Genomic DNA, 23,248 nt, shown 5'->3' with positions numbered 1-23,248 from the left:
AGGTAACGCGGCAGGAGGAACTGCCGCCCGCTTGCGCGGCGCGCTTATGCGGCGTCGAGCTCGCGGCCGCGCGTTTCGGGCAGCGTCAGCGCGGCGACGATCATCACGCCGTACGCGGCAACCGCGAAGATGCCGATGCTCGCGCCGAGCCCGTAGTGTTTCGCCAGCGCACCGATCAGGAACGGGAACAGCGCGCCGACCGCACGGCCGACGTTGTAGCAGAAGCCTTGCCCCGACCCGCGCACGCGCGTCGGGAACAGCTCGGTCAGGAACGCGCCCATCCCGGAGAAGATGCCCGATGCGAAGAAGCCGAGCGGGAACCCGAGCCACAGCATCGACGAATCGGTGAGATGCAGCGCCGGCGACGTGTAGGCGAACGCGATCACCATCGAGCCGAGCGCGAACAGGATGAAGTTCGGCTTGCGGCCGACGCGGTCGGTCAGATAGGCGCTCGTCAGATAGCCGATCCACGAACCGATGATGATCGTCGCGAGATAGCCGCCGGTGCCCATCACGGTCAGGTGCCGCTCGGTCTTCAGGAACGTCGGCAGCCACGTCGTGATCGCGTAGTAGCCGCCCTGCGCGCCGGTCGTCAGCAGTGCCGCGCGCAATGTCGTCGACAGCAGCTTCGGCGCAAAGATTTCCGTGAAGCGCGGCGCGTCGGCGCCTTTCGCCTGCGCGGCCTTCTCTTTTTCGTAGACGTCCGGCTCCTTCACGTAGCGGCGGATCACGACCACCAGCAGCGCCGGCGCGAGGCCGACGAGGAACAGCGCACGCCACGCCTGCTCGGCCGGCAGCACCGAGAACAGCAGCGCATACAGCAGCGCCGACAGCCCCCAGCCGATCGCCCAGCCCGACTGCACGAGCCCGACCGCCTTGCCGCGATCGCGTGCACGGATCACCTCGCCGATCAGCACGGCGCCCGCTGTCCACTCGCCGCCGAAGCCGAAGCCCATCAGCGCGCGCGCGGCGAGCAGCTGGTGGTAGTTCTGCGCAAGCCCGCACAGCGCGGTGAACACCGCGAACCACAGCACCGTCAGTTGCAGCGTGCGCACGCGGCCGATCCGGTCGGACAGGATGCCCGCGATCCAGCCGCCGAGCGCCGACGCGAGCAGCGTCATCGTGCCGATGAAGCCGGCATCCGCGAGCGAGATGCCCCACGTCGCGACGAGCGTCGGGATCACGAACGACAGCATCTGCGTGTCCATCCCGTCGAGCATGTAGCCGACCTTGCAGCTCCAGAACGCGCGCCGCTCGCGCGGCTGCGCGTGCGCATACCATCCGAACAGGCCGTTGCGCGCGGGGCCCGCGGGCTCGGCGGCGGGCGCCGCGAGGGTCTTGCTTTCCATGGTGAGGCTCCTGTCGAAATGTGCGGTCGAGACCTGCACGTCTTGCGTGTGGTACGTAGGCTTCATGCGTGTGCCGCGGCGTGCTCCGGCCGCGAGCGGATCGTCGGCGCCCGGCGCCCCGCTGCCGCGTAATGCCGCGTAATGCCGCGACGGGCGGCGTGGCGGCCGCGCGGGCCACCGGCATCGACCGGATCAGAACACGGCCAGCGACGCGTTCGTGATGTCGGTCATCAGCATGTAGCCGGGCGTATGCGCGATCGCGAGCGGCAGCTTCGCTTCCATCAGCGCGGTTTGCGGCGTCACGCCGCACGCCCAGAACACCGGCAGCTCGCCGTCGCGCACCGTTACCGCGTCGCCGAAATCGGGCGCGCCGAGATCGGCGATGCCCAGCGCTTCAGGGTGGCCGATATGGACCGGCGCGCCATGCACGCCGGGAAACCGGCTCGTGATCTGCACCGCGCGTATCGCGTCGGCGCCGCGCAGCGGCCGCATCGACACGACCAGCTGGCCGCCGAAGATTCCCGCGCGGCGGTTCGGGATCGACGTGCGGTACATCGGCACGTTGCGCCCTTCCTCGATATGCCGCAGTCCGATCCCTTCGCGCGCCAGCATGTCCTCGAACGAAAACGAGCAACCGATCGCGAACACGACGAAGTCGTCGCGCCACAACGCCTCGAGCGAATCGACGCGCTCCGTCAACACGCCATTCCTGTACACGTTGTAGCTCGGCACGTCGGTGCGGATGTCCAGATCCTCGCCGAGCACGGCGACGCGGAACGCACCCGGTTCGCCGACGCCGAGCAGCGGACACGCCTTCGGATTCGCCTGACAGAAGCGCAGGAAATCGTGCGCATGCGCGTTCGGCAGGATTGCGAGATTCGCTTGCGCGAACGGGCCGCACTGGCCGGCTGTCGGATTGCGGAACGCGCCGCTGCGTACGGACTGGCGGAATTCGGAAGGCGTCATGATGTCGGTAGCGGATCGGGGTGTGATTGGGCCGACGATGTCGCTGCGTCAGCGGATACGGCGAAGAATAGAAAAGAAAAAATTTTGTCGCCAACGAGTTTTTTTGTGCCCGGTGTATAGAATTGCTTAACAGATGTCCGGGTTTTCCCCGGTCCCGTTCAGTTTTTTTCACCGGCAAGCTGCGCGTCCACCGTCCGCGGGATCGCCATGAACACGCGTTTTCTCGAAACCTTCGTCACGCTCGCGAAGCTGCGCAATTTCCGCACGACGGCCGCCGCGCTGCACGCGACGCCGGCCGCGATCTCGCAGCGCCTGAAGGCGCTCGAGGACGAATTGCAGACCGTGCTCGTCGACCGCGACAGCCGCGCGTTCCGGCTCACGCCGAACGGCGAATATCTGCTCGGCTATGCGAAGGCCGTCGTCGAGGCCACGCACGAGCTTCAGGCCGCCGCGGCAGGCGAAAGCGCGCTGCGCGGCAAGCTGCGGCTCGGCGTGATCGAGACGGTCGTGCATAGCTGGTTGCCGCATTACCTGCGCCGCCTCGCCGCCGACTATCCGCAGCTCGAGATCGACCTGACCGTCGACGTCAGCGTCGTGCTGCAGCGGCGGCTGATGGCGGGCGAGCTCGATCTGATCATTCGCGTGGAAGGCAGCGACGAGGCGTCGGTGATCTGCGACGCGCTGGCGAACTATCCGGTGCGCTGGATCGCGCGCGCGGGGCTGCTGCCGAACGCGCGCACGGGCCTCGCGCGGCAGGTGCTGCGCCAGCCGATCCTCACCTACGGGCGCGGCACCGCGCCGCATCGCGCGCTCGAGGACATCGTGCGCACGCTCGCGCACGCGCACGGCGTGCCGCTGTCGGAAACGCGGATCACCGGTTCGCCGTCGATCTCGGTGATCGTGCAGCTCGTGCGCGACGGGTTCGGCGTCGCCGCGATTCCGGTGCTGTTCGTGGATGCATTGATCGCGAGCGGCGAGGTCGTCGAGCTGCCGCTGCAGCCGTCGCCGCCGTCGATCGTCGTGTCGATGTCACGGCGGGCCGATGCGCCGAAGTTCGTGCACGGCGCGTCGATCGCGGCGCGCGCCGCGTGTCACGAGTATTGCGGGAAGAGCAACCGGTTGCTGGTCGAGGCGCTTTGAAGCGATGTGCGGATACCGCGCGGCGTACGCCGCGCGCGACGCATGAGGCGCCGCGTCGGCAAGCCGCTCACGCCGGCTGCCCGGGGTGAGGCTGCGCGCACGCGTCGGCGTCGATGCCGTTTCGATCATCGAGCCATGCTTCGATGCGACGCGCATCGAGGCTCGCACGCGACGCGGCAGTTTCCGGCACCGCAGCGAGCACATGCCGCGCACGTTCGAGGGCCGCTGCGAAGCCGCGCAGTTCGCGCGACACCGGACGATCGTCGAGACGCCGGCGTGCGAGCGCGGCTTCGAGCCGCTGTTCGATCAGCGCGCGCTGGGCGTCGACGAAGTCGATGCACAACGCACGACAATGCGTGGACACCGATGCGGCTGCCAGCAGCACCGGCACGATCGACATCGTCAGATAACCGCCGGGTGCGAGCCGCGCTAACGCCTGACGGACCTGCGGCCCGCCGTCGCTCAGCGACGCGAACACCGCGTCACGCCACACCGCGCGCTCGAACACGAGCGAATGGCGGAACGTGTCGAGTGCGGCGCGATCGACGAGCATCCCGTCCTTCAACAGCGGAATCGTCTGCGATGCATCGATGGAAGCCGTGCCGCCGTCTTCCGTGCCGACGATACAGTGCGCGCCCAGCCATGCCGTTTCGTCCCGCCGCCGGGCGAGGACGCGCGACTGCAAGCGATCGGGCAGCATCGGATCGAGCGGCACCGCGCCGCAAATCGACGGCTTGCCGGCATGCACACGGCAGCGGCCATCGTCGGCCAGTGCCGGGCACCGCGCGAGCGACGGATAATCGTAGCCTTGCAGCGTCAGCGCGATCCATTCGCCGCCGGCGCCCGTCGCGCGATGGAACAACGTGTCGGCAAGCGCGTGCGAAGCGGCGACATCCTCCGGATCGAGCACGTCGCCATGCCGCTGCGCGTGCAACCGCTCGCCGACGCGCAGCTTCGGCACGCGACCGATCGTCAGCGCACCGACGAACGTATGCCGATGCCTGAACAGTTCGCGCAACGACAACGTCGGCGCGCTGTTGCAGCAGCGCCCGCACGCATGGCACGCGAGACGGTAATCGCTTACCACGGCCGCCGCACCGAATCCTGATAGCGCGCGAGGATGAAATGCGCGACGTCGTCCGAGTGATACGCGGCCACCAACTGCGCGACCCAGGGTTTCGCACGATCCGCGTCGCGCACGGTCAACACGTTCGCGTACGGCGAGCGCGCGTCTTCGAGATTGATGCTGTCCCGGGCCGGTTGCAGGCCCAGGCGCGCGGCATCGTCGCTGTCGATCGCGACGAACGCAGCCGAATCCAGCGCCGCATTAACGCGATCTCGGCGCAGCGCGACGAATTTCAGCGCGAGCCGGTTGCCGGTTACGTCGCGCAGTGTCGCATGCAGGCCCGCGTTTTCGCGCAGCGTGACCAGCGTATCGTTCTGCAGCAGCACAAGCGCCCGCGCCATCCCGCGCGGGTCGGCGGGAAGGCCGACCGTCGCGCCGGGCTGCAGTTCGTTCAGACTCTTCAGCTTGCGCGAATACAGCGCCATCGGCAGCGTGACGGTCGGTGCGACGGCGGTCAATGCATAGCCCTTTGCCGCGCGCGCCGCAGCGAGGCGCTGCGCGTCCTCGAAGCTCGCCGCATCGATCCGGCCGTCGGCGAGCGCAGTATCGATGCGCGACGCGTCGTCAAACTGCACCACGTCGATGCCGACGCCGCGCGCGGCGGCGACGCGCTTAACCTGGTCCATGATCTCGGCATGCACGCCGCGTGTGACGCCGACGCGTATCGCCGGCGTCGCCGCGTCCGCGGCGCAGGCTCGGCCGGGACCGCCGAAGCCGCACGCGACGGCCACCAACGCGGCGATGCAACGCCTCATCGCCCGCGTCATGATGGATCCCTCAGAATCGTGCGAAACCCGATGTGCGACGCGCCGAGATCGGCTTCCTGCTGCTCGCGCGACGACGCGCGGTAACGCACGCAGTAATCGCGCGAGCACAGGAACGAGCCGCCCTTGATCACCATCGGCGTATCGTGCCGGCGCGTCGGCGGTGCGACGGCCGCCGTGTCGCCGTTCGTGTGCGATTGATGCGGGCCGGTGTACGCGTCTTTCGTCCACTCCCACGCATTGCCGATCATGTCGTACAGATGGAAGCCGTTTGCCGCATAGCAGCCGACCGGCGCGAGGCCCGCATGACCGTCCTCGGCCGTATCGAGCACGGGGAACGCTCCCTGCCAGTAGTTCGCGGCCGGCTTGCCGTTCGCGTCGCGCGGCGCCGCATCGAGCGATGCGTCGTCGCGGCCGGCCTTGCCCGCGTATTCCCATTCGGCTTCGGTCGGCAGATCGCGGCCGAGCCACTTCGCATATGCGAGTGCGTCGCGCTGCGTGACGAGCGTAACGGGCAGGTTGCCGAGCCCGTGAACGTTGCTGCCGGGGCCGTGCGGCTGGCGCCACGACGCGCCCTTCACCCACGTCCACCACGCGAGATCGCGCGCATTCAGCTCGTCGCGCGTCGGCACATGAAACACCGCCGCGCCGCCCTGCTGTTCGGCCTCCGTCACGTAGCCGGTCGCGTTCACGAACGCGGCGAACTGCGCGATCGTCACGTCGGTCTGATCGATCCAGAAGCCACCGACGCGCGCGCTGCCGTCGCCGGCCGGACGCTCGTCCGCATAGCCGCGCGCGCTGCCGAACACGAATGCGCCGCCGCGCAGGTGCACCATCCCCGCCTTCGGATCGTCGCCCCATTTGGCAGGCAGGCCCGAATAGCGCTCGCACTGCTGCTCGGAGCCGAGCGGCGCGAGCGGACGCCCGCGATTCGCATCGTCGAACGCGCCACCGGCCGACGCCGGCGGGCTCGCATATCCGGCCGCGAACGCGGCCGCGAACAGCGTGGCCGCGAGCGCCGCGCCGAGCGTCAGGAAGCGAAACCGCATCGCGCTACCTCAGTAATAGCCGCGAGGACGCAGCGGCTCCACACCGCCGACGTTGCTCATGTAGGTCTTCCACTGGTCGACCAGCGTGCCGATTACCGACGGGTTCTGCGCTGACACGTCCGTCGTCTCGCCGCGGTCTGCCGTCAGGTCGTACAGTTGCCAGTGGCCGTCGAGCGGCCCGAGCGGCGGCTCCGTCCACAACGCCTTCCAGCGACCGTCGGCGCTGCGCAGGTAGGCGCGGCCATACGCTTCGTCGCCGAACGGCGTCGTATGCACTTCTCCCGACGCGGAACCGGTCAGCACCGGCAGCAGCGACTGGCCGGTGACCGGATACACGTAGCGGTTGTTGTAGACGACCTTGCCCTTGTTCCGATCGACGCCCGTCAGCGTGTTCACGAGCGGCGGCGCCGGCTGCGACGGCGGCGTGACGCCTGCGACCGCGAGGAACGTCGCCGTGTTGTCGGTCACGTGCGTGAACGCGCGCAGCGTCGGCAACTGCCGCGTCTGGCCCGGCAGGCGCACGATCGTCGGCGTCGACACGCCGCCCTCCGCCGAATAGCCCTTCGTGAGCCGGAACGGCGTCGCGCTCACTTCGGCCCAGCGCAGCCCGTACTGCAACCGCTGCGCGTTCTGTTTGCCGTTGTCGGTGCCGAGCGCCGAATAAGTCGGCTCCTGCGCGTTCGCGGTGTCGGTCGCCGTCGGGTCCGCGCCGGAATCGATCGGCCAGCCTTCCGCGCCGTTGTCCGACTGGAACATGATGAACGTGTTGTCGTATTCGCCGATGTCCTTCAGGTGCTGGATCAGCAGGCCGATGTTGTAGTCGAGGTTCTCGACCATCCCGGCGTAAATCTCCATGTAGCGCGCTTGCGCCTTGCGCTCGGCGGGGCTCAGGCTGGCCCACAGCTTGTCGACCTTGCCGGCGCCGTAGTCGCTGTAGCCATCGGCAGCCGAATGCACGGCGCTGATGTACTTCGCGTTCGCGGCGCCGTTGTTCGCCGTCGCGGGCGACGCCGATGTCGTTTCCGGCAAACCGTCGAACGGCTTGAAGTCGGCGGGAATCAGGCCGAGCGCCTTCTGCCGCGCGATGCGCGCATTGCGGATCGCGTCATAGCCGGCGTCATACACGCCCGCGTATTTGTGCAGCCATGGGTCCGGCACCTGCAGCGGCCAGTGCGGCGACGTGTACGCCGCGTACGCGAAGAACGGTTTGCCATCCTGCCTGTTCGCATCGATGTACGAAATCAGCTTCTGCGTATAGAAGTCCGTCGAATAGAACACGGCCGGGCTGCCACCCGTTCCGCCCGGCTGCCCGGGCTGACCCGGCTGCACGTAGCGACCGTCTTCCGTGTAGTTCGTCGAGCCGGCCGGCTCGTGCGCGAAGTGGTTCGTCGCCGCGCCGCCGAGCAGCACGTAGCTGCGCTCGAAACCCCACTGGTCCGGCGTCTGCCCGCTGCCCGTCGCACTGCCGACGATCCCCGAGCCGATGTGCCACTTGCCCGCGATGTACGTGTGATAGCCCGCATCCTTCAGCAGTTGTGCGAACGACAGCGCGCGATCGTTCAGATAGCCTTCGTAGCCGGGCAGGCCGCGACGTTCGTCGGTCGGGACGCCCATCGTGCCTTCGCCGACGAGATGGTGGTCGGTTCCGGAAATCAGCATCGCGCGCGTGATCGCGCACACGGTGCCGGTGTGATGATTCGACAGGATGCGGCCCGACGCGACGAGCGCGTCGAGGTTCGGCGTGTTGATCTCGCCGCCGAATGCATGGATGTCGGAATAGCCGAGATCGTCGGCCATGATGTACAGGATGTTCGGGCGTTTGGGCGCCGGCGCCGCGCTGGCTTGCGGAGGCGGATTGCTGTCGACGCCGCCGCACGACGCGAGCGACAGCGCGCCGGCGATCGCGGCGCAGACCACACGGAAACGAAAGGCAAACAACGGCGAAGCGGATTTTTTCATTGTTGTGGCGCACACGATCTACGGGATCGGCGATCTTAGCGTCGCGCGCGCGGCGCCCAAAGTCGGATTCGTCACATGCTAACGGGACGGGGGAATATGCGATTCGCGACGACGCGGCCAGGCGGCCACTCGTCGAAATCGATTACGGTCCGACGTTTTCGACAACCTGCGTACGCAACGCCAAATCAGGATTGCTTGTCAACCGGCATTCAGGACATGAACCGCCGCATCGACCATTCGCGACGCGTCGTCGCAGCAGCCGTGCACGCCGCCGGCCCATAGCGCATCCGCGCAAATGCTTTTCCGAATCCGTTATTGGATCGCGCCGCCGCGCATTTTTATACTCGTCAGCACTCTCTGTTGAAGAGTGCCAACCCATCCTTCCGGACAGAACAGCACAGGACGAAAAAATGAGCCTACGCCCGTTGCACGACCGCGTCATCGTGAAGCGACTCGACCAGGAAACCACCACCGCGTCGGGCATCGTGATCCCCGACAGCGCCGCAGAAAAACCCGACCAGGGCGAAGTGATCGCCGTCGGCCCCGGCCGCAAGGACGCGGACGGCCAGCGCGTCGTGCCCGACCTGCAGATCGGCGAACGCGTGCTGTTCGGCAAGTACGCAGGCCAGGCCGTCAAGGTGGACGGCACCGAGTTTCTCGTGCTGCGCGAGGAAGATATCGTCGCGGTCGTCAATCAATAACGGAGCGCAATCATGGCAGCGAAGGAAATCATTTTCAGCGACGTCGCGCGTGCGAAGCTGACCGAAGGCGTCAACATTCTCGCGAACGCGGTGAAGGTCACGCTCGGGCCCAAGGGCCGCAACGTCGTGCTCGAACGCAGCTTCGGCGCGCCCGTCGTCACGAAGGACGGCGTGTCGGTCGCGAAGGAAATCGAGCTCGCGGACAAGCTGCAGAACATCGGCGCGCAGCTCGTGAAGGAAGTGGCGTCGCGCACCAGCGATGCAGCCGGCGACGGCACGACAACCGCGACCGTGCTCGCGCAGGCGATCGTGCGTGAAGGCCAGAAATATGTCGCGGCCGGGCTCAATCCGCTCGACCTGAAGCGCGGGATCGACAAGGCCGTCGCAGCCGCTGTCGACGAGCTGAAGAAGATCAGCAAGCCGACCACCACCAGCAAGGAGATTGCGCAGGTCGCGACGATCTCCGCGAACGGCGAGGAGTCGATCGGCCAGCGCATCGCGGAAGCGATCGACCGTGTCGGCAAGGAAGGCGTGATCACCGTCGAGGACGGCAAGTCGCTCGCCGACGAGCTCGACGTCGTCGAAGGGCTGCAATTCGATCGCGGCTACCTGTCGCCGTACTTCATCAACAACCCCGACAAGCAGATCGCCGAGATCGAAAACCCGTACATCCTGCTGCACGACAAGAAGATCTCGAACATTCGCGATCTGCTGCCGGTGCTCGAACAGGTTGCGAAGTCGGGCCGCCCGCTGCTGATCATCGCGGAGGACGTCGAAGGCGAAGCGCTCGCGACGCTGGTCGTGAACAACATCCGCGGGATCCTGAAGACGGTCGCGGTGAAGGCGCCAGGCTTCGGCGATCGCCGCAAGGCGCTGCTGGAAGACATCGCGATCCTGACCGGCGGCCAGGTCATCGCGGAAGAAACCGGGCTGACGCTCGACAAGGCGACGCTTGCCGAGCTTGGCCAGGCGAAGCGCATCGAAGTCGGCAAGGAAAACACGACGGTGATCGACGGCGCCGGCGACGCGAAGAACATCGAAGCGCGCGTGAAGCAGATTCGCGTGCAGATCGACGAGGCGACGTCCGACTACGATCGCGAGAAGCTGCAGGAACGCGTGGCGAAGCTCGCGGGCGGCGTCGCGGTGATCAAGGTCGGCGGCGCGACCGAGATCGAAGTGAAGGAGAAGAAGGACCGCGTCGACGATGCGCTGCACGCGACGCGCGCGGCGGTCGAAGAAGGCATCGTACCGGGCGGCGGCGTCGCGCTGATTCGCGTGCGTCAGGCGATCCGCGAGCTCCACGGCGCCAACGCCGACCAGAACGCAGGCATCAAGATCGTGCTGCGCGCACTCGAGGAACCGCTGCGCCAGATCGTCACGAATGCGGGCGAGGAAGCGAGCGTGGTCGTCGCGAAAGTCGCGGAGGGCACGGGCAATTTCGGCTACAACGCGCAGACCGGCGAATACGGCGACCTCGTCGAATCGGGCGTGCTCGATCCGACCAAGGTCACGCGCACCGCGCTGCAGAACGCGGCGTCGGTCGCGGGCCTGCTGCTGACGACCGATGCGACCGTATTCGAAGCGCCGAAGGATGCGGCGCCGGCCGCTGCGCCGGGCGGGCCCGGTGCGGGCGGGCCCGGGTTCGATTTCTGACGACGGTGCGTGCGGGCTCCGAACCGGCCCCGCACGCGTTATCTCCCGGCGGCGCGCGGCGACACCTTTCGCCGCGCGTTTTTTTTCACGCCCCGCGAGCCGCGGTCAGAACATCTGGCGCAGGCCGATCGCGACGCCGACGTTGTTGGTCCGGCCGATCTGGTCGACCCTCCCCGTCTGCCGGTTGGTGACGCCGGGATAATCGGCGGCGAACGCGCCGTTGCCGCGTGCGAAGTCGGCCGTCCCGTATATCTCCGTGTGCTTCGACAATGCATACTCGGCGAGCACGGTCGCCGAATAATTGATCCCGGAACCGAGCGTGCCGTCGAGCCGCTCCGCGTTGCGCGCGTGGCCGTAGTAGCCGGCGACCGTGATCAGCAACGGCGCGGTGGCCTGCCAGTTCGCGCCCACATAGAACGTATCGTCGATCCGGTTGGGGCTGCCGCCGCGCAACGCGGGTGCGCCGCCTTGCTGCATGTTGAAGTCGGTCGTCCCCGTCTTGTCCTGCCCATGCAGCCAGCCGGCCAGCACGCGCACCGTCTGCGTAACCTGGTACGCGCCGCTCACGTGCACGAAATTCACCTTCGCACCGTTGACCGCGCTGCCGTTCACCGACGACACCGACGTTTGCTGAAAGCCGGCGTTGATCGATGCGGGACCTCGCGCGTAGGTGAGTTCGACACCGTACGTGCTGTCCAGGCCCATTGCACCGGCATGATTGCCGAAACCGTAGATCGCATCGACGTCGAAGCCGTTGTACGAGAACTTGTACTTCACCGAATTCGGCACCGTCAGGTAGTTGCCGATGCCGTTGTACGCCCAGCTGTCCTGCCAGTAGTCGCCGACGGTCATCGGATCGAATACGTCGCCCATCGTGTCGTACAGCGGCGCGTACTGGTTACCGAAGGTCAGCGCCCCGTACCGGTTGCTCGACAGGCCGACGTACGCTTGTCGGCTGAACAACGTGTTCGCGACGTGGAGCTTGCCGTCGCCGAGCTCGAAGCCGTTCTCGAGACGGAAGATCGCCGACAGCCCGCCGCCGAGATCCTCGCTGCCGCGCAAGCCCCAGCGGCTGTGCGTTTCCGGACCGACGGTCATGCCGACCAGATCCTTGCCGTCAGGGCCGGCGTTGGTCTGATAACGAATCGCCGTATCGACGAGGCCATACAACGTGACGGAACTCTGCGCGAACGCAGACGATGCTGCGGCGACGAAAACCGCGCCGATACCACCGGCAACGACGATGCGGGTCATGGAAGGCCTCCCTGAGCAATTGATTTTGTAAGCAGTCCGACAGCAATTGCGCTCGCCGCCCGGTACCGCGATCGGGAGAATAATCGGTCATATTCGCCGCACCTATTGCTGCTTCTGGAGCGGACCTTTCCAATACCGTCAACAATTGCGGCCGCAGCCGGGAAGACGCCGGGGCGTCGCGCTCGGGTAACATGAAAGCCCATTCCGCTTCGCTGCCCACGGCCATGTCGACTCCCGTCCACTCCCTGCTGCCGCTCGCCGGCGTCCTGCTGCTCAGCGTTGCCAGCCCGGGCCCGAACTTCGTGATCGTGACATCGACCGCGGTCGCGCAGCGCCGTGCCGGCGTGATCACCGCTCTGGGGCTCGCCGCCGCATCGGGCACCTGGGCCGCGATTGCGATTGCCGGCCTGAGCGTGCTGGTAACGCACGTCGGCTGGGTGCACACCGCGCTGCGGCTGGCAGGCGCCGCCTATCTGATCTGGCTCGGCCTGAAGATGGTGCTGAACGCGCGCAAGCCGTTGGCCGTGTCGGCGCGCACGGTGTCCGCGGGCTGGCACGCGGCGAAGAAAGGCTTTGTCGCCAGCATGACGAACCCGAAGGCCGTCGCGTTCTACGGCAGCATCTTCGCGTTGATGGTCCCCGCCCATGCGCCGGCGTGGTTCAATGTCACAGTCGTCGCATTGTCGATCGCGATTTCGGGCGCGTGGTACTGCACGATGGCGCTGCTCGCGTCGCACCCGTCGGTGCGCGGGCTGCTGGTCCGACGCAAGGCCGCGATCGATACGACGGCCGGGGTGCTGCTGATGGGGCTTGGCGGACGGATGCTGGCGGGGCGTTGAGCGTCCTGGAACGCGTTGCTGCGTCGACGAAAAAAAGCCGCTTGCGGCATCCCGTCATCGGGACACGCAAGCGGCCTTGTCGCTCGCAACATCGACGATCGTCGCGTCGCGAGCCTGCTCATCGATGCGGCACGCCTGTCATCGAGTCACGCAGCCGGATCGACCACATCGATCGACGCGCCGCGCGCCTCGATATCGCGCCCGGCGAGCAGACACAGATCCTCGCGATGATGCGCGGCGACCACCTGCACGCCGACCGGCACGTCGCCGACGCTTCCCGTCGTCACCGCCAGCCCCGGCAGTCCCATCGCCGGCAGAGCACGCAGCGTCAATTGTGCTTCCCATACCCGCGCGAAACCTTCCGGCCCTTGCCGATCGAGATCGTCGGCGAATGGCAGTTCCGACGACACGGGCAACAGCAACACCGCGTATTCGTCGAGGAATAGCCGCCACTGCCGCGTCAGCGTCGTGCGCTGCACGAGCGCGCGGCTGATCACGTCGGCCGGCAGATCGCGCACCTTGCCGCGCACACCGGCGATCACCGCGGCCGCGCCTGGATCGCCGTCGCTCGCGACCGCGTTCGCCAGCGCGTCGAATCCGTCGCCGAGCCAGAGTTGCTCCTGCAACAGCGCGGCCTCGCGCATCGGCGGCGTGTCGTCGATTTCATCGACGGTCCACCCGGCATCGACGAGCCGGCGTGCGGCATCGCGCAACGCAGCCTCGACTTCGGGCGCGACCTGCAGGCCGCCCGGCCGCACGCACAGCGCCGCACGCCTCGCCACGTCGCGTCCGTCGATCGGCACCGGCACGTACCACGGATCGCGCAGGTCCGGCGCGGCGAGCGCGCGCAGCGCGAGCGCGAGATCGTCGATCGTGCGCGCGATCGGCCCCGTCGTCGACATCAGTTGCGCGCCGATCGCGCGCTCCGGCGACGATGCATTGAACGCCGGCACACGCCCGAGCGACGGGCGGATGCCGTGCACGCCGCACGCATAGGCCGGGTAGCGCACCGAGCCGCCGATGTCCGTGCCGAGCGCGAGCGCACCGATCCCGGCCGCCACCGCGGCCGCCGCGCCGCCGCTCGACCCGCCCGGCGTCAGCGAGCGGTTGCGCGGATTGTACGTATGACCGTGCACGAGATTCGACGTGAACCAGCGCAGCGCGAACGTCGGCGAATTGCTGCGGCCGAGCAGCACCGCACCGGCTTTTCTGAGGTTCGAGACGGACGGGCTGTCGGCGTTCGCGATCAGGTGTTCCTGCAACCGCGTGCCGTTGGTCGTCGCGAATGCCGCGACGTCGACGTTGATCTTCACGGTCACCGGCACACCGGCCAGGGGGCCTGGATCGTCGCCGCGCGCGATCGCGCGATCGACTTCATCGGCCTGCCGGCGCACGTCGTCGGGGCGATGCTCGACCACCGCGTTGATCGCCGGATTCACCGCGTCGAGACGGGCCAGCGCCGCATCCGCCACTTCCCGCGCCGACACTTCACGTTGCCGCACCCGCTTCGCGATCTCGGTCGCCGACAATTTCCACAGCTGCTGCGTCATGACTTCTCCTCGTGCAAGGACATCACCATCACTCGCGGCGCCACGCTTCGTCGCGGCGTGGCGCCGCCTTCACTCACTGCGCATCGTGCTTCGCACGTTCCGCTGCCGCGATGATCGCGTCGGCCACGGCCTTCGGCTGGCTCAGCATCGCGACGTGGCTGCCGTTCACGCGCGTGACCGTCGCACCGATCCGCTTCGCCATCGCATCCTGCAGTTTAGGATCGATCATCCGATCCTGCGTCGCGACGACGAACGACGACGGCTTCACGTGCCATGCGGCCTGCGTCACCTTCTCCGAAATGCAGCCGCCGTACCACGGTCCTTGCGTCGCCGCGACGACGCGCTGCTGCGCGGGCGGCAAGTCAGGTGCGAAATCGTGCGCGATCGCGTTGTCCGACAGCGTCGTGAAGCCGCCGGCGTCCTTGCGCAGCTCGCCGGCCCATGCAGGCGCCGGCAACCCCTGCGTCACGTCGGCAATCGACTGGCCGTTGTCCGGCGCGAACGCGGCGACGTAGACGAGCGACTTCACCTTGTCGTCATTGCCCGCGTCGCTGATCACGACGCCGGCCCACGAGTGGCCGACCAGCACGACAGGGCCCGTCTGCGCGTCGATCGCACGTTTCGTCGCGGCCGCATCGTCGGCGAGCGAGCTCAGCGGATTCTGCACCGCGACCACATGCAGCCCACGCGCCTCGAGCAGCGGAATGACGCGATTCCAGCTCGACCCGTCCGCGAACGCGCCGTGCACGAGTACGACGTTCGTGCCTTTCAGATCGTCCTTCGGCGCCGCCTGCGCCGTCATCGCACCGAACAGCCCGCCGAGCACCGCCGCGGACACCAGAACCCGTTTCGTCAAACCGACCATCGTCATGCTCCTGTCTGTCGTGTTGTTGATCATCTGGAATGTTGCAGATCGCGCCGCGCTGCGTAACGCATGCGCGGCCGCGGATTACGAATGCGCGTACAGATCGTCGGCATCCGTGCGTGTGCTGCGTACGTTGTGCGCGGCGCGCGGTCCCGCCGCGGCGAAGCGGGCGGCCGGCGCGACGGCGGCGACGTTGTCGCCCTGCGACTTCGACGGGCCGTTCTGGTCGGAACGGGCGACCTGCTCGGCGGCCGCGACAGCGCTCTCCGCAGCGGCGATGTCGTCCGGGTAATGCGCTTCGCTGCCGGCCGGGCTGTAGCCGGCCTTCTCGAGCCGGACGAGATCGGCGCGCACGTCGGCACGCGTGAGACCATGGCCGGTATCGGCAAACGACAAAGCGGGGATCGCGGCGAGTACGGCAACTGCGAGGATTCGAGCGGCTTTCATGACAGTTCTCCTTGGCGGAAGTGGGGGATATCGATCATTCGGCGTCCGGTGCGAACGTATGGCACCGAACGTTTGCTGCATGTCGACAGTAGAACCCGCTCACGTATCCGGCATGTTTCCGGAACCGGGGTGCTGTGCAAGCCGATGTTTCCGCAACGGCTCCCGATACAGTGCGATACACACGCGCCGATCGCCGCACCTGCCGCTCAACGCAAAAAAGGCGTGCCGCCGTCGGCACGCCTGTCCGTCGAACCGCTTCGTCAGGTCACGTCAAGGCGCGAGCCGCGTGAACACATAATCGTGATTCTTCACGCGCGCCTGATGACAGGCGAAGCACGTCTGGTGCTGGCCGATATCGGCCGGCACGCCGTTGATGAAGCGCCCGAAACCCCAGCCGCCCGTCGACGCATAGCGCCGCGAATCCTTCACCATCACCTGCACGGTCGTCGCCTGGCCCGGCACCGTCGCCGGCGGGAATTCGTCCGACTGCTTGCGCTTGTACGCGAGCTTCACGAGGATCGTGCCGTCCGGAAACGGCAGCGTCGACTGTTCGAGCGCTCGAATCGCGACGGGATTGCCGAGCACCACGCGCAACTCGTCGAGCGGCGCCGCCTCCTCGGCCGGCGCGACCATTTCCCACTTCCGGTAACCGGGCGGAATCGTCACGCCGTAGATCGGCGACGCGGCCGGCTTCGGCTGCTCGGCCAGCGCGGCCGGGCCGCTTGCCGCCAGCGCGCCGGCGAGCAGCACGCCCGCGATCAGCACACGGCGCGCGCCGCCGGCGCGCAAAACGTGAGTATCCGCGCGCATCACAGATGCTCCACTTGCAGGATCGCGTCGGCGAACGCCTGCGGCGCTTCCTGCGGCAGGTTGTGGCCGATGCCGCCGGTGATCGTCCGGTGCTGGTACTTGCCCGTGAACTTCTTCGCATACGCGGCTGGTTGCGGGTGCGGCGCGCCGTTCGCGTCGCCTTCCATCGTGATCGTCGGCACGGTGATTACCGGACCGGCCGCAAGACGCCGCTCGATGTCGTCGTATTGCGCTTCGCCCTTCGCGAGGCCGAGGCGCCAGCGGTAGTTGTGAATCACGACCGCAACGTGATCGGGATTCTGGAACGATGCGGCGCTGCGCGCGAACGTTTCGTCGGAGAACTGCCACTTCGGCGACGCGAGCTGCCAGATCAGCTTGTTGAATGCATCGCGATTCTCCGCGTAACCGATTGCGCCGCGCTCCGTCGCGAAGTAGAACTGATACCACCACTGCAATTCGGCCTGCGGCGGCAACGGCTTGGCGTTCGCCGCCTGGCTGCCGATCAGGTAGCCGCTCACCGACACCAGCGCCTTGACGCGCTGCGGCCACAGCGCCGCGATGACGTCGGCCGTGCGCGCGCCCCAGTCGTAGCCGCCGAACACCGCGCTGTCGATCTTCAGCGCATCCATCAGCGCGACGATGTCGACGGCCGTCACGGCCTGCTGGCCGTTGCGCACCGTGTCGGCGGAGCGGAACGTCGTCGAACCGTAACCGCGCAGGTACGGGACGATCACGCGATAGCCGGCCGCCGTCAGCAGCGGCGCGACGTCGGCGTAGCTGTAGATGTCGTACGGCCAGCCGTGCAGCAGGAACACGACCGGGCCGTTCTTCGGGCCGAGATCCGCATACCCGACGTTCAGCACACCCGCGTCGATCTGGTGGATCTTGCCGAGCGACGCGGCGCCGGCCGCGCCCTTCGATGTCGATGCGGCGGGCGCCGGCTGCGCATTCGCGAGCGCGCTGAAGCCTAGATCGGCCAGGCTCAGGCTCGCGAGTGTCGAGCCCAGGATCAGGCGGCGGCGGGTGTTCACGGTATCGGGCATGACTCGTTCTCCATTGTCGAAGCGCAAAGAAAGGAATTCCGGTATCGCCGTTCACGCCGGCGGCGCCTGGCATTGCGCCGCCGTGTGATACGCGTCACCGGTTTTATATCCGAACCGCCCGGACGCTTTGTATCTCAACGTATCTGTGTTCGAGTCCGACAAACAACGATTCAAAATCGCGTGCGAACCGACGGTTCGCGGCCGGCGCAGGCGCGCGGGGCAGTCGCCCGCGCCGGCTCGTCGAGCGTCGCCCGATCCGGCCACGCTCACGCGCGCCGCAGCGGCCGGAACCCCGCACGCACTTCGCGCGCGAACAGTTCCGGCTCTTCCCACGCCGCGAAATGCCCGCCCTTGTCGACTTCGTTGAAATAGATCAGGTTGTGATAGCTGCGCTCGGCCCAGCTGCGCGGCGCCTGGTAGATTTCGCCGGGGAACACCGTGATCGCCGCCGGCAGCGAGATGTCCACCGCGTTGAAGTTGTTCGAGTGATCCTCCCAGTAGATCTGCGCGGACGACGTGGCCGTGTTGGTCAGCCAGTACAGCGAAATGTCGTCGAGAATCTCGTCGCGCGGAATCGAGCGTTCGGGCACGCCGCCGCTGTAGGTCCACTGCGAGATCTTGTCGTACATCCATGCGGCCTGACCCGACGGCGAATCGGCGAGCGCGTAGCCGACCGTCTGCGGACGCGTGACCATCATCGCCGAGTAGCCGCAATTGTCGCGATAGAACGTCGCGAGCTTCTCGTACGCGGCCTTCTCCTTCGGCGACAGCGATGCCGGCGCAGGCGCGTCCGTCTGCAGCAGCGTTGCGATGTCCGGCGGCACCGTCGCCGGCATGTTCACGTGAATGCCGGCCAGGCCCTGTACGCGCTGCATCGCCATCCGGTGCGAGATCACCGAGCCGCAGTCGCCGCCCTGCGACACGAAGCGCGTATAGCCGAGACGAGCCATCAGCTCGCCCCACGCGCGTGCGATGTGGTCGGAGCCCCAGCCCGTCTTCGTCGGACGGCCCGAGAAGCCGAAGCCGGGCAGCGACGGCACGACGACGTGGAACGCATCGTAGGCGCTTGCACCGTGCGCGGTCGGATCCGTGAGCGGGCCGATCGCCTTCAGCAACTCGAAGATCGAGCCGGGCCAGCCATGCGTCATGATCATCGGCATCGCGTTCGCGTGCCGCGAGCGCACGTGGATGAAATGAATGTCGAGCCCGTCGATTTCGGTGATGAACATCGGGAAACCGTTCAGGCGCGCCTCGCCCTTGCGCCAGTCGTAGTCGGTGCCCCAGTAGCGCAGCAGCGCCTGCATGCGCGCGAGCCGTACGCCCTGGGATTCGTCGGCGACGGTCTCGCGGCCCGGCCAGCGCGTCGCGGCAATGCGCCGGCGCAGGTCGGCCAGTGCTTCATCGGGAATATGGGCGGTGAACGGGCGTATGCCGTCGCCGCCGGTCGCCGCATGCAGCGCGGTGGGCAGCATCGCGGTGACGCCGGCGGCAACGGAACTGGCCAGCAGGTGGCGACGCATTGGGGAAAACGGTGTGGAAGACATCGTTCGGCATCTCCTTTCGTAAAGTGGAAAGTGAACATGCCGCGCACCTATCGCGCCGACTTTCGAACGGGCGCGCGCTGGTCATGCGGCGTCGCCCATTTGAAAGGTCTGATGTATCCCGGATGTGTCTGGTTTGTACGCGTTTGTAGCAGCGATGCGGAAACCGCGGTCAGGGTGCAACCCAGCGTCCTTCGCAACCGCCGTCGCTCACGTCGAAGATCGCGCGCCGATGGCCGCTGCGCCCGAGTTCGAGCCAGTCGATGCGCGTGACGTCCACGTGGATCAGGCAGAAGTTTCGATAGCCGTCGTCGTCTGCCGTTGCGCCGGTGCTTCGACTCGCCGCGATGCGCGCGTCGTCAGGCGACTCGATCGGCGTGCCCGGGCGCAATGGCGCGCGATACAGGAGCAGCGTATGCGGGCGGCTCGATTGCCAGATCGCACGACGTTGCGCTTCGTCGTCGCAGATCGATGAAACACCTTCCGCGCGAATCTGCACGAGCGAGCCGAGATCGTTCGCGACGATCGCGATGCGCGGATCGCGGCGCAGCTCCGCCACTTTCTCCGAACGCACGTCGGTATGGAACGCCAGCACGCGGCGCGCACGATCGACTTGCCGCAGTACGACCATGCGCACCTTCGGCGCGCCGTCGACGCCGAGCGTCGCGGCCAGCAGCATCGTGAACGGCGAGCGCTGTGCGCCGACGCCGGATTCGAGGCACGACCATAGACGGTCGTATGTTTGCGCAAGCGATTCGGCAGCGGGATCGGACATGTGGGCGCGGCGGTGTCGGGGAGTCGATCGCGCTAGCTTAACCGTCTCGGCGGCCGCGCGCTGCCGGCAGCGCGAGCGGGCGGCCGCCCGGTTCAGTTGTAGCCGAGGACGGCAGGCGCCGCGTCGCCTGCGTCGTTCGGCTCCGCGCCGAAGCGGCCCAGCACGTCGGCCACGTATTGCGGCCCCGCGCTGATCTGCGACGATCTGTGCTCGACGGGCCGGACGCCGGCCATGCCCGGCGCTTCATCCGCCCATCCGGCGGTGCTGACGACGATGTTCATCTATCTGTCTCCTCACGCGGCCAGCGCCGCACCATATGCGCGCACCAGGCGCGCGACGCCTTCCCGGATCGGATCGATGTCCGGCGCGGCGAACGACAGGCGCAGCGACGCGGCGTCGACGTTGTCGGCGAAGAATGCGTTGCCAGGCACGAACACGACCTTGTTCGCGATCGCCCGTTGCAGCAGCACGTCGGACGACACCGCGCCGATCCGCGCCCACACGAACATCCCGCCTTCGGGACGATGAAACGTAATCGCGTCGCCGAAGCCATCGCGCAGTGCGTCGCACATCGCATCGCATTTGCGCTTGTAGGCCGCCGTGATGTGCGGCAAATGGCGTTCGAGCGCACCGTCGGCAAGATACTCAGCGGCGATCGCTTGCGTCCACGGCGCGCTGCACAGGTCGACCGTCTGCTTCGCGATCACGCAGCGGCGTGCGATCTCGGCCGGCGCGATCGTCCAGCCCACGCGCAGCCCCGGCGCGACGATTTTCGACAGGCTCGCGAAGTGCACGATCCAGTCGCGCGCACCTTCGACTTCGCTCGCCAGCGCGAGCATCGAGGGCACCGGCTCGCCCGCGAAGCGCAGATCGCCGTACGGGTCGTCCTCGACGATCAGGAAACGGTATTGCACCGCGAGCCGCAACAGCTTCAGCCGACGTTCGCGCGCAAGCGTCGCGCCGGTCGGGTTCGCGAAGGTCGGCACCGTGTACAGCAGCTTCGGCTGCGCGATCGCGCCCGACGCGAGCAGCGAAGCGAGACGGTCGACGTCGAGGCCGTCGCCATCGACGGGGATCGTCACGATCCGCGCCTGTTGCAGACGCATCGCCGACAGCGTCGCCGGATAAGCGGGTTGTTCGGTCAGCACGACGTCGCCCGGCGCGACCATCACGCGCAGCAGCAGGTCGAGCCCCTGCTGCGAACCGGTGGTGACGAGCAATTCGGCCGGCGTGCACGCGACGCCGCGGCGCGCCATCAATGCGATCAGTTGCTGCTTCAGTTCCGCCAGGCCGTCGGTCGGGCCGTATTGCAGGCAGCGGACCGGCTGCGCATATGCGCGTTCGGCAGCCGTGTTCAGGCCGTCGACGTCGAACAGGTCGCTCGCCGGGTAGCCGCCCGCGAAGGAGATCATCCCCGGTTCGGAAAGGTACTTGAACAGCTCGCGGATCGGCGAACCGGCTGGATTCTGGAATGAGGGCGTGAACGCGTACATGTCGTCGTGAGCTGGATGGCAGCGACGGCCGGGATAGCCGCCACGTGCCGGCCGCCCCTGCGCTTCTGGCGCAAGCGGCGGGGATTCGAGCCACGATTGTCGATAGTCATTAACGGCGCGGCAAACGATATCTACGCACTAGGTCTTGCGGTTTGGTCATTAATGTTCCAGATCCGCCGGTCAGGTTCGCCTCCTCCGATTACCTAGGTAATTGACACCTATCGACCTAGGTAATTGGCCTCCCTACCATGGTTTTCGACGCGAACCGAGCGCCCACACGTAGAGAGGACACGACCATGACCACCCAGGACGTCGACACCAAAACACTCCGGCGCGTGATCGCCGCAGCGTCCATCGGCAATTTTGTCGAATGGTTCGATTTCGCCGCATACGGCTTTCTCGCCACCATCCTGACGCGCGAATTCTTCCCGAGCGGCGACCCGACGGTCGGCCTCCTCAAAACCTTCGCCGTGTTCGCGGTGGCCTTTGCATTCCGTCCGCTGGGCGGGCTGATCTTCGGCGTCGTCGGCGACCGGATCGGCCGCAAGCGCACGCTCGCGTTGACGATCCTGATGATGGCCGGCTCGACGACGCTGATCGGCCTGCTGCCGACCTACGCGAGCATCGGCTACTGGGCGCCGCTGCTGCTGACGATCATCCGCTGCGTGCAAGGCTTTTCGGCCGGCGGCGAATACGCCGGCGCGTGCGCGTACGTGATGGAACACGCGCCGCGCCGCCGCCGCGCATTCTTCGGCAGCTTCGTGCCGGTATCGACGTTCTCGTCGTTCGCGTGCGCGGCCGTGGTCGCGTATCTGCTCGAATCGTCGCTGTCGTCGCAGGCGATGATCGACTGGGGCTGGCGCGTGCCGTTCCTGATCGCGGCGCCGGTCGGCCTCATCGGCGTCTACCTGCGCGTGAACCTCAATGAAACGCCCGCGTTCCAGGCGCTCGAAGGCAAGCACGACATCGCGCATGCGCCGCTGATGGAAACGCTGCATTCGCAATCGTGGAACATCCTGAAGCTCGGCGCGTTCGTGTCGGTGACGGCGCTGTCGTTCTACACGTTCACCACCTATTTCGCGACGTACCTGCAAGTCGCCGGCCACCTGTCGCGTGGCACGTCGCTGCTCGTGACGGTGCTCGCGCTGTTTTTCGCGGCAGCGTTGTGCCCGGTCGCCGGTTTCTACTCGGACCTCGTCGGCCGCCGCGCGACGATCGCCACGACCGGCATCTTCATCATCGTGTCGGTGTATCCGGCGTTTTCGCTGGGCGGTTCGGGCGTGTTGTCGCACTCGCTGCTCGGCGTCGCGCTGCTCGCCATCGGCGCGGTGTTCTCCGGTGTGGTGACGGCGCCGCTGATGTCGGAAGTGTTCGCGACGAAAACGCGCTATACCGCATCGGCGATCACGTACAACCTCGCGTACACGATCTTCGGCGGCACGGCGCCGCTCGTCGCCACGTGGCTGATTTCGGCGACCGGCACCAATCTGTCGCCCGCGTACTACCTGATCGCCGTGTCGATCTTCGCGATGATCGGCGGCCTCGCTCTGCCGGAAACGTCGAAGACTGCACTCGAGGATGCAGGCCCGGCTACCGCGGGAACCGGCCAGTCCGCGAAGCGCGGCATCGAACGCGCGGTTTGAGATCGCGCCGGCTTCTCGAGCCGGCGCCCGGCACGCCCCTCGCACAGGGGCGAGCCTTCACGATTCCAGCATCGTCATCGACGGCCTGAACGTTTCGAAGTTCGAGCGCTCGGTGTTCTCACGCTGGTGCGCACGACCGACGACGTCCTGCGCGTGAAGCGGAAACACAAGACCGGCATCATCCGCGGCTTCCACAACGCGTATGCATTCGATAACAATCTCGGCGACATCGTTCACGTCGGCTGATGCTCCGCGCGCCTGCGCCGCCGCTACAATCGGAC

The 23,248-nt window shown here is 67.2% G+C and carries 21 protein-coding genes and 1 pseudogene; 6 read left to right on the top strand and 16 right to left on the bottom strand.

Features of this window, described 5'->3' with window-relative positions:
- Positions 1–44: 44 nt before the first annotated feature.
- Both WK25_RS20795 and WK25_RS20790 read right to left on the bottom strand, forming a co-directional pair.
- A complete protein-coding gene (locus WK25_RS20795) occupies positions 45–1,349 on the bottom strand; it encodes an MFS transporter (RefSeq protein ID WP_040139153.1) in 1,305 nt (434 codons plus the stop codon).
- A gap of 192 nt (positions 1,350–1,541) precedes the next feature.
- The gene (locus WK25_RS20790) at positions 1,542–2,315 is read right to left on the bottom strand and encodes a putative hydro-lyase (protein ID WP_069242617.1); all 774 of its coding nucleotides are present in this window, start codon (positions 2,313–2,315) and stop codon (positions 1,542–1,544) included.
- Positions 2,316–2,522: 207 nt separating this feature from the next.
- Between WK25_RS20790 and WK25_RS20785 the strand changes: the two genes are divergently transcribed.
- The gene (locus tag WK25_RS20785) at positions 2,523–3,455 is read left to right on the top strand and encodes a LysR family transcriptional regulator (RefSeq protein ID WP_059546223.1); all 933 of its coding nucleotides are present in this window, start codon (positions 2,523–2,525) and stop codon (positions 3,453–3,455) included.
- 67 nt (positions 3,456–3,522) lie between these two features.
- On the opposite strand, the gene WK25_RS20780 is transcribed toward WK25_RS20785, so the two are convergent.
- From WK25_RS20780 to WK25_RS20765, 4 genes are read right to left on the bottom strand one after another with little or no spacing between them, the layout of a single operon-like run.
- Positions 3,523–4,542, bottom strand: coding sequence for a flagellin N-methylase (locus tag WK25_RS20780; protein ID WP_069242616.1), 1,020 nt, complete (start codon positions 4,540–4,542; stop codon positions 3,523–3,525).
- Positions 4,536–5,348 (bottom strand): MetQ/NlpA family lipoprotein, encoded by an 813-nt coding sequence (locus WK25_RS20775; RefSeq protein ID WP_069242615.1) that lies wholly within the window; start codon positions 5,346–5,348, stop codon positions 4,536–4,538. The genes WK25_RS20780 and WK25_RS20775 overlap by 7 nt, the downstream gene beginning before the upstream one ends.
- Positions 5,345–6,394 carry a formylglycine-generating enzyme family protein gene (locus WK25_RS20770; protein WP_069242614.1) on the bottom strand — a complete coding sequence of 350 codons (1,050 nt, stop codon included), beginning with the start codon at positions 6,392–6,394 and terminating at the stop codon, positions 5,345–5,347. The genes WK25_RS20775 and WK25_RS20770 overlap by 4 nt, the downstream gene beginning before the upstream one ends.
- A gap of 9 nt (positions 6,395–6,403) precedes the next feature.
- Positions 6,404–8,353, bottom strand: coding sequence for an arylsulfatase (locus WK25_RS20765; RefSeq protein ID WP_069242613.1), 1,950 nt, complete (start codon positions 8,351–8,353; stop codon positions 6,404–6,406).
- A gap of 410 nt (positions 8,354–8,763) precedes the next feature.
- On the opposite strand from WK25_RS20765, the gene WK25_RS20760 reads away from it, so the two are divergent.
- The gene (locus WK25_RS20760) at positions 8,764–9,054 is read left to right on the top strand and encodes a co-chaperone GroES (protein ID WP_040139146.1); all 291 of its coding nucleotides are present in this window, start codon (positions 8,764–8,766) and stop codon (positions 9,052–9,054) included.
- A gap of 12 nt (positions 9,055–9,066) precedes the next feature.
- Positions 9,067–10,707, top strand: a complete 1,641-nt coding sequence (gene groL, locus WK25_RS20755; RefSeq protein ID WP_040139145.1) for a chaperonin GroEL — start codon at positions 9,067–9,069, stop codon at positions 10,705–10,707.
- A gap of 105 nt (positions 10,708–10,812) precedes the next feature.
- On the opposite strand, the gene WK25_RS20750 is transcribed toward groL, so the two are convergent.
- Entirely contained in the window at positions 10,813–11,961 is a 1,149-nt protein-coding gene (locus WK25_RS20750; RefSeq protein ID WP_040139144.1) for a porin, read from the bottom strand.
- 224 nt (positions 11,962–12,185) lie between these two features.
- Between WK25_RS20750 and WK25_RS20745 the strand changes: the two genes are divergently transcribed.
- Positions 12,186–12,800: a LysE family translocator gene (locus WK25_RS20745; protein ID WP_059546211.1), complete on the top strand. Its 615-nt coding sequence runs from the start codon at positions 12,186–12,188 to the stop codon at positions 12,798–12,800.
- Between the two features lie 146 nt (positions 12,801–12,946).
- Here the strand turns inward: WK25_RS20745 and WK25_RS20740 are convergent, their stop codons facing one another.
- The 9 genes from WK25_RS20740 to WK25_RS20700 form a co-directional block, all read right to left on the bottom strand.
- A complete protein-coding gene (locus WK25_RS20740) occupies positions 12,947–14,350 on the bottom strand; it encodes an amidase family protein (RefSeq protein WP_069242612.1) in 1,404 nt (467 codons plus the stop codon).
- 73 nt (positions 14,351–14,423) lie between these two features.
- Positions 14,424–15,215: an alpha/beta fold hydrolase gene (locus WK25_RS20735; RefSeq protein WP_040140936.1), complete on the bottom strand. Its 792-nt coding sequence runs from the start codon at positions 15,213–15,215 to the stop codon at positions 14,424–14,426.
- A gap of 84 nt (positions 15,216–15,299) precedes the next feature.
- On the bottom strand, positions 15,300–15,662 hold the full coding sequence (locus tag WK25_RS20730) for a DUF4148 domain-containing protein (RefSeq protein ID WP_040139141.1): 363 nt from the start codon (positions 15,660–15,662) through the stop codon (positions 15,300–15,302).
- Positions 15,663–15,932: 270 nt separating this feature from the next.
- Entirely contained in the window at positions 15,933–16,472 is a 540-nt protein-coding gene (locus WK25_RS20725) for a cytochrome P460 family protein (protein ID WP_040139140.1), read from the bottom strand.
- On the bottom strand, positions 16,472–17,515 hold the full coding sequence (locus WK25_RS20720; protein ID WP_059546208.1) for an alpha/beta fold hydrolase: 1,044 nt from the start codon (positions 17,513–17,515) through the stop codon (positions 16,472–16,474). Before WK25_RS20720 ends, WK25_RS20725 begins: the two co-directional genes overlap by 1 nt.
- Positions 17,516–17,781: 266 nt before the next feature.
- Entirely contained in the window at positions 17,782–19,059 is a 1,278-nt protein-coding gene (locus WK25_RS20715) for an epoxide hydrolase family protein (RefSeq protein ID WP_069242611.1), read from the bottom strand.
- A gap of 169 nt (positions 19,060–19,228) precedes the next feature.
- The gene (locus WK25_RS20710; protein ID WP_069242610.1) at positions 19,229–19,831 is read right to left on the bottom strand and encodes a pyridoxamine 5'-phosphate oxidase family protein; all 603 of its coding nucleotides are present in this window, start codon (positions 19,829–19,831) and stop codon (positions 19,229–19,231) included.
- A 92-nt stretch (positions 19,832–19,923) separates the two neighbouring features.
- Positions 19,924–20,112, bottom strand: a complete 189-nt coding sequence (locus WK25_RS20705; protein ID WP_040139136.1) for a hypothetical protein — start codon at positions 20,110–20,112, stop codon at positions 19,924–19,926.
- Between the two features lie 12 nt (positions 20,113–20,124).
- Positions 20,125–21,324, bottom strand: a complete 1,200-nt coding sequence (locus tag WK25_RS20700; RefSeq protein WP_069242609.1) for a PLP-dependent aminotransferase family protein — start codon at positions 21,322–21,324, stop codon at positions 20,125–20,127.
- 296 nt (positions 21,325–21,620) lie between these two features.
- Here WK25_RS20700 and WK25_RS20695 point away from each other — a divergent pair, with 296 nt between their 5' ends.
- On the top strand, positions 21,621–22,967 hold the full coding sequence (locus WK25_RS20695; RefSeq protein ID WP_040139134.1) for an MFS transporter: 1,347 nt from the start codon (positions 21,621–21,623) through the stop codon (positions 22,965–22,967).
- 1 nt (position 22,968) lies between these two features.
- Positions 22,969–23,198: pseudogene (locus tag WK25_RS32135) on the top strand (hypothetical protein); the annotation flags it as partial.
- Positions 23,199–23,248 lie beyond the last annotated feature (50 nt).

The sequence above is a fragment of the Burkholderia latens genome, assembly GCF_001718795.1.
GTDB classification, from domain to species: domain Bacteria; phylum Pseudomonadota; class Gammaproteobacteria; order Burkholderiales; family Burkholderiaceae; genus Burkholderia; species Burkholderia latens_A.
The sequence above is the reverse complement of the archived record's forward strand: the minus strand, read 5'-3'. Positions and strand labels throughout refer to the sequence as shown.

What these genes read in the sequence shown, in the direction of transcription:
- WK25_RS20795 (WP_040139153.1), bottom strand. Translation starts at nt 1,349, where the DNA reads ATGGAAAGCAAGACCCTCGCGGCGCCCGCCGCCGAGCCCGCGGGCCCC.
- WK25_RS20790 (WP_069242617.1), bottom strand. Translation starts at nt 2,315, where the DNA reads ATGACGCCTTCCGAATTCCGCCAGTCCGTACGCAGCGGCGCGTTCCGC.
- WK25_RS20785 (WP_059546223.1), top strand. Translation starts at nt 2,523, where the DNA reads ATGAACACGCGTTTTCTCGAAACCTTCGTCACGCTCGCGAAGCTGCGC.
- WK25_RS20775 (WP_069242615.1), bottom strand. Translation starts at nt 5,348, where the DNA reads ATGACGCGGGCGATGAGGCGTTGCATCGCCGCGTTGGTGGCCGTCGCG.
- WK25_RS20770 (WP_069242614.1), bottom strand. Translation starts at nt 6,394, where the DNA reads ATGCGGTTTCGCTTCCTGACGCTCGGCGCGGCGCTCGCGGCCACGCTG.
- WK25_RS20765 (WP_069242613.1), bottom strand. Translation starts at nt 8,353, where the DNA reads ATGAAAAAATCCGCTTCGCCGTTGTTTGCCTTTCGTTTCCGTGTGGTC.
- WK25_RS20760 (WP_040139146.1), top strand. Translation starts at nt 8,764, where the DNA reads ATGAGCCTACGCCCGTTGCACGACCGCGTCATCGTGAAGCGACTCGAC.
- groL (WP_040139145.1), top strand. Translation starts at nt 9,067, where the DNA reads ATGGCAGCGAAGGAAATCATTTTCAGCGACGTCGCGCGTGCGAAGCTG.
- WK25_RS20750 (WP_040139144.1), bottom strand. Translation starts at nt 11,961, where the DNA reads ATGACCCGCATCGTCGTTGCCGGTGGTATCGGCGCGGTTTTCGTCGCC.
- WK25_RS20745 (WP_059546211.1), top strand. Translation starts at nt 12,186, where the DNA reads ATGTCGACTCCCGTCCACTCCCTGCTGCCGCTCGCCGGCGTCCTGCTG.
- WK25_RS20740 (WP_069242612.1), bottom strand. Translation starts at nt 14,350, where the DNA reads ATGACGCAGCAGCTGTGGAAATTGTCGGCGACCGAGATCGCGAAGCGG.
- WK25_RS20735 (WP_040140936.1), bottom strand. Translation starts at nt 15,215, where the DNA reads ATGGTCGGTTTGACGAAACGGGTTCTGGTGTCCGCGGCGGTGCTCGGC.
- WK25_RS20730 (WP_040139141.1), bottom strand. Translation starts at nt 15,662, where the DNA reads ATGAAAGCCGCTCGAATCCTCGCAGTTGCCGTACTCGCCGCGATCCCC.
- WK25_RS20725 (WP_040139140.1), bottom strand. Translation starts at nt 16,472, where the DNA reads ATGCGCGCGGATACTCACGTTTTGCGCGCCGGCGGCGCGCGCCGTGTG.
- WK25_RS20720 (WP_059546208.1), bottom strand. Translation starts at nt 17,515, where the DNA reads ATGCCCGATACCGTGAACACCCGCCGCCGCCTGATCCTGGGCTCGACA.
- WK25_RS20715 (WP_069242611.1), bottom strand. Translation starts at nt 19,059, where the DNA reads ATGTCTTCCACACCGTTTTCCCCAATGCGTCGCCACCTGCTGGCCAGT.
- WK25_RS20710 (WP_069242610.1), bottom strand. Translation starts at nt 19,831, where the DNA reads ATGTCCGATCCCGCTGCCGAATCGCTTGCGCAAACATACGACCGTCTA.
- WK25_RS20705 (WP_040139136.1), bottom strand. Translation starts at nt 20,112, where the DNA reads ATGAACATCGTCGTCAGCACCGCCGGATGGGCGGATGAAGCGCCGGGC.
- WK25_RS20700 (WP_069242609.1), bottom strand. Translation starts at nt 21,324, where the DNA reads ATGTACGCGTTCACGCCCTCATTCCAGAATCCAGCCGGTTCGCCGATC.
- WK25_RS20695 (WP_040139134.1), top strand. Translation starts at nt 21,621, where the DNA reads ATGACCACCCAGGACGTCGACACCAAAACACTCCGGCGCGTGATCGCC.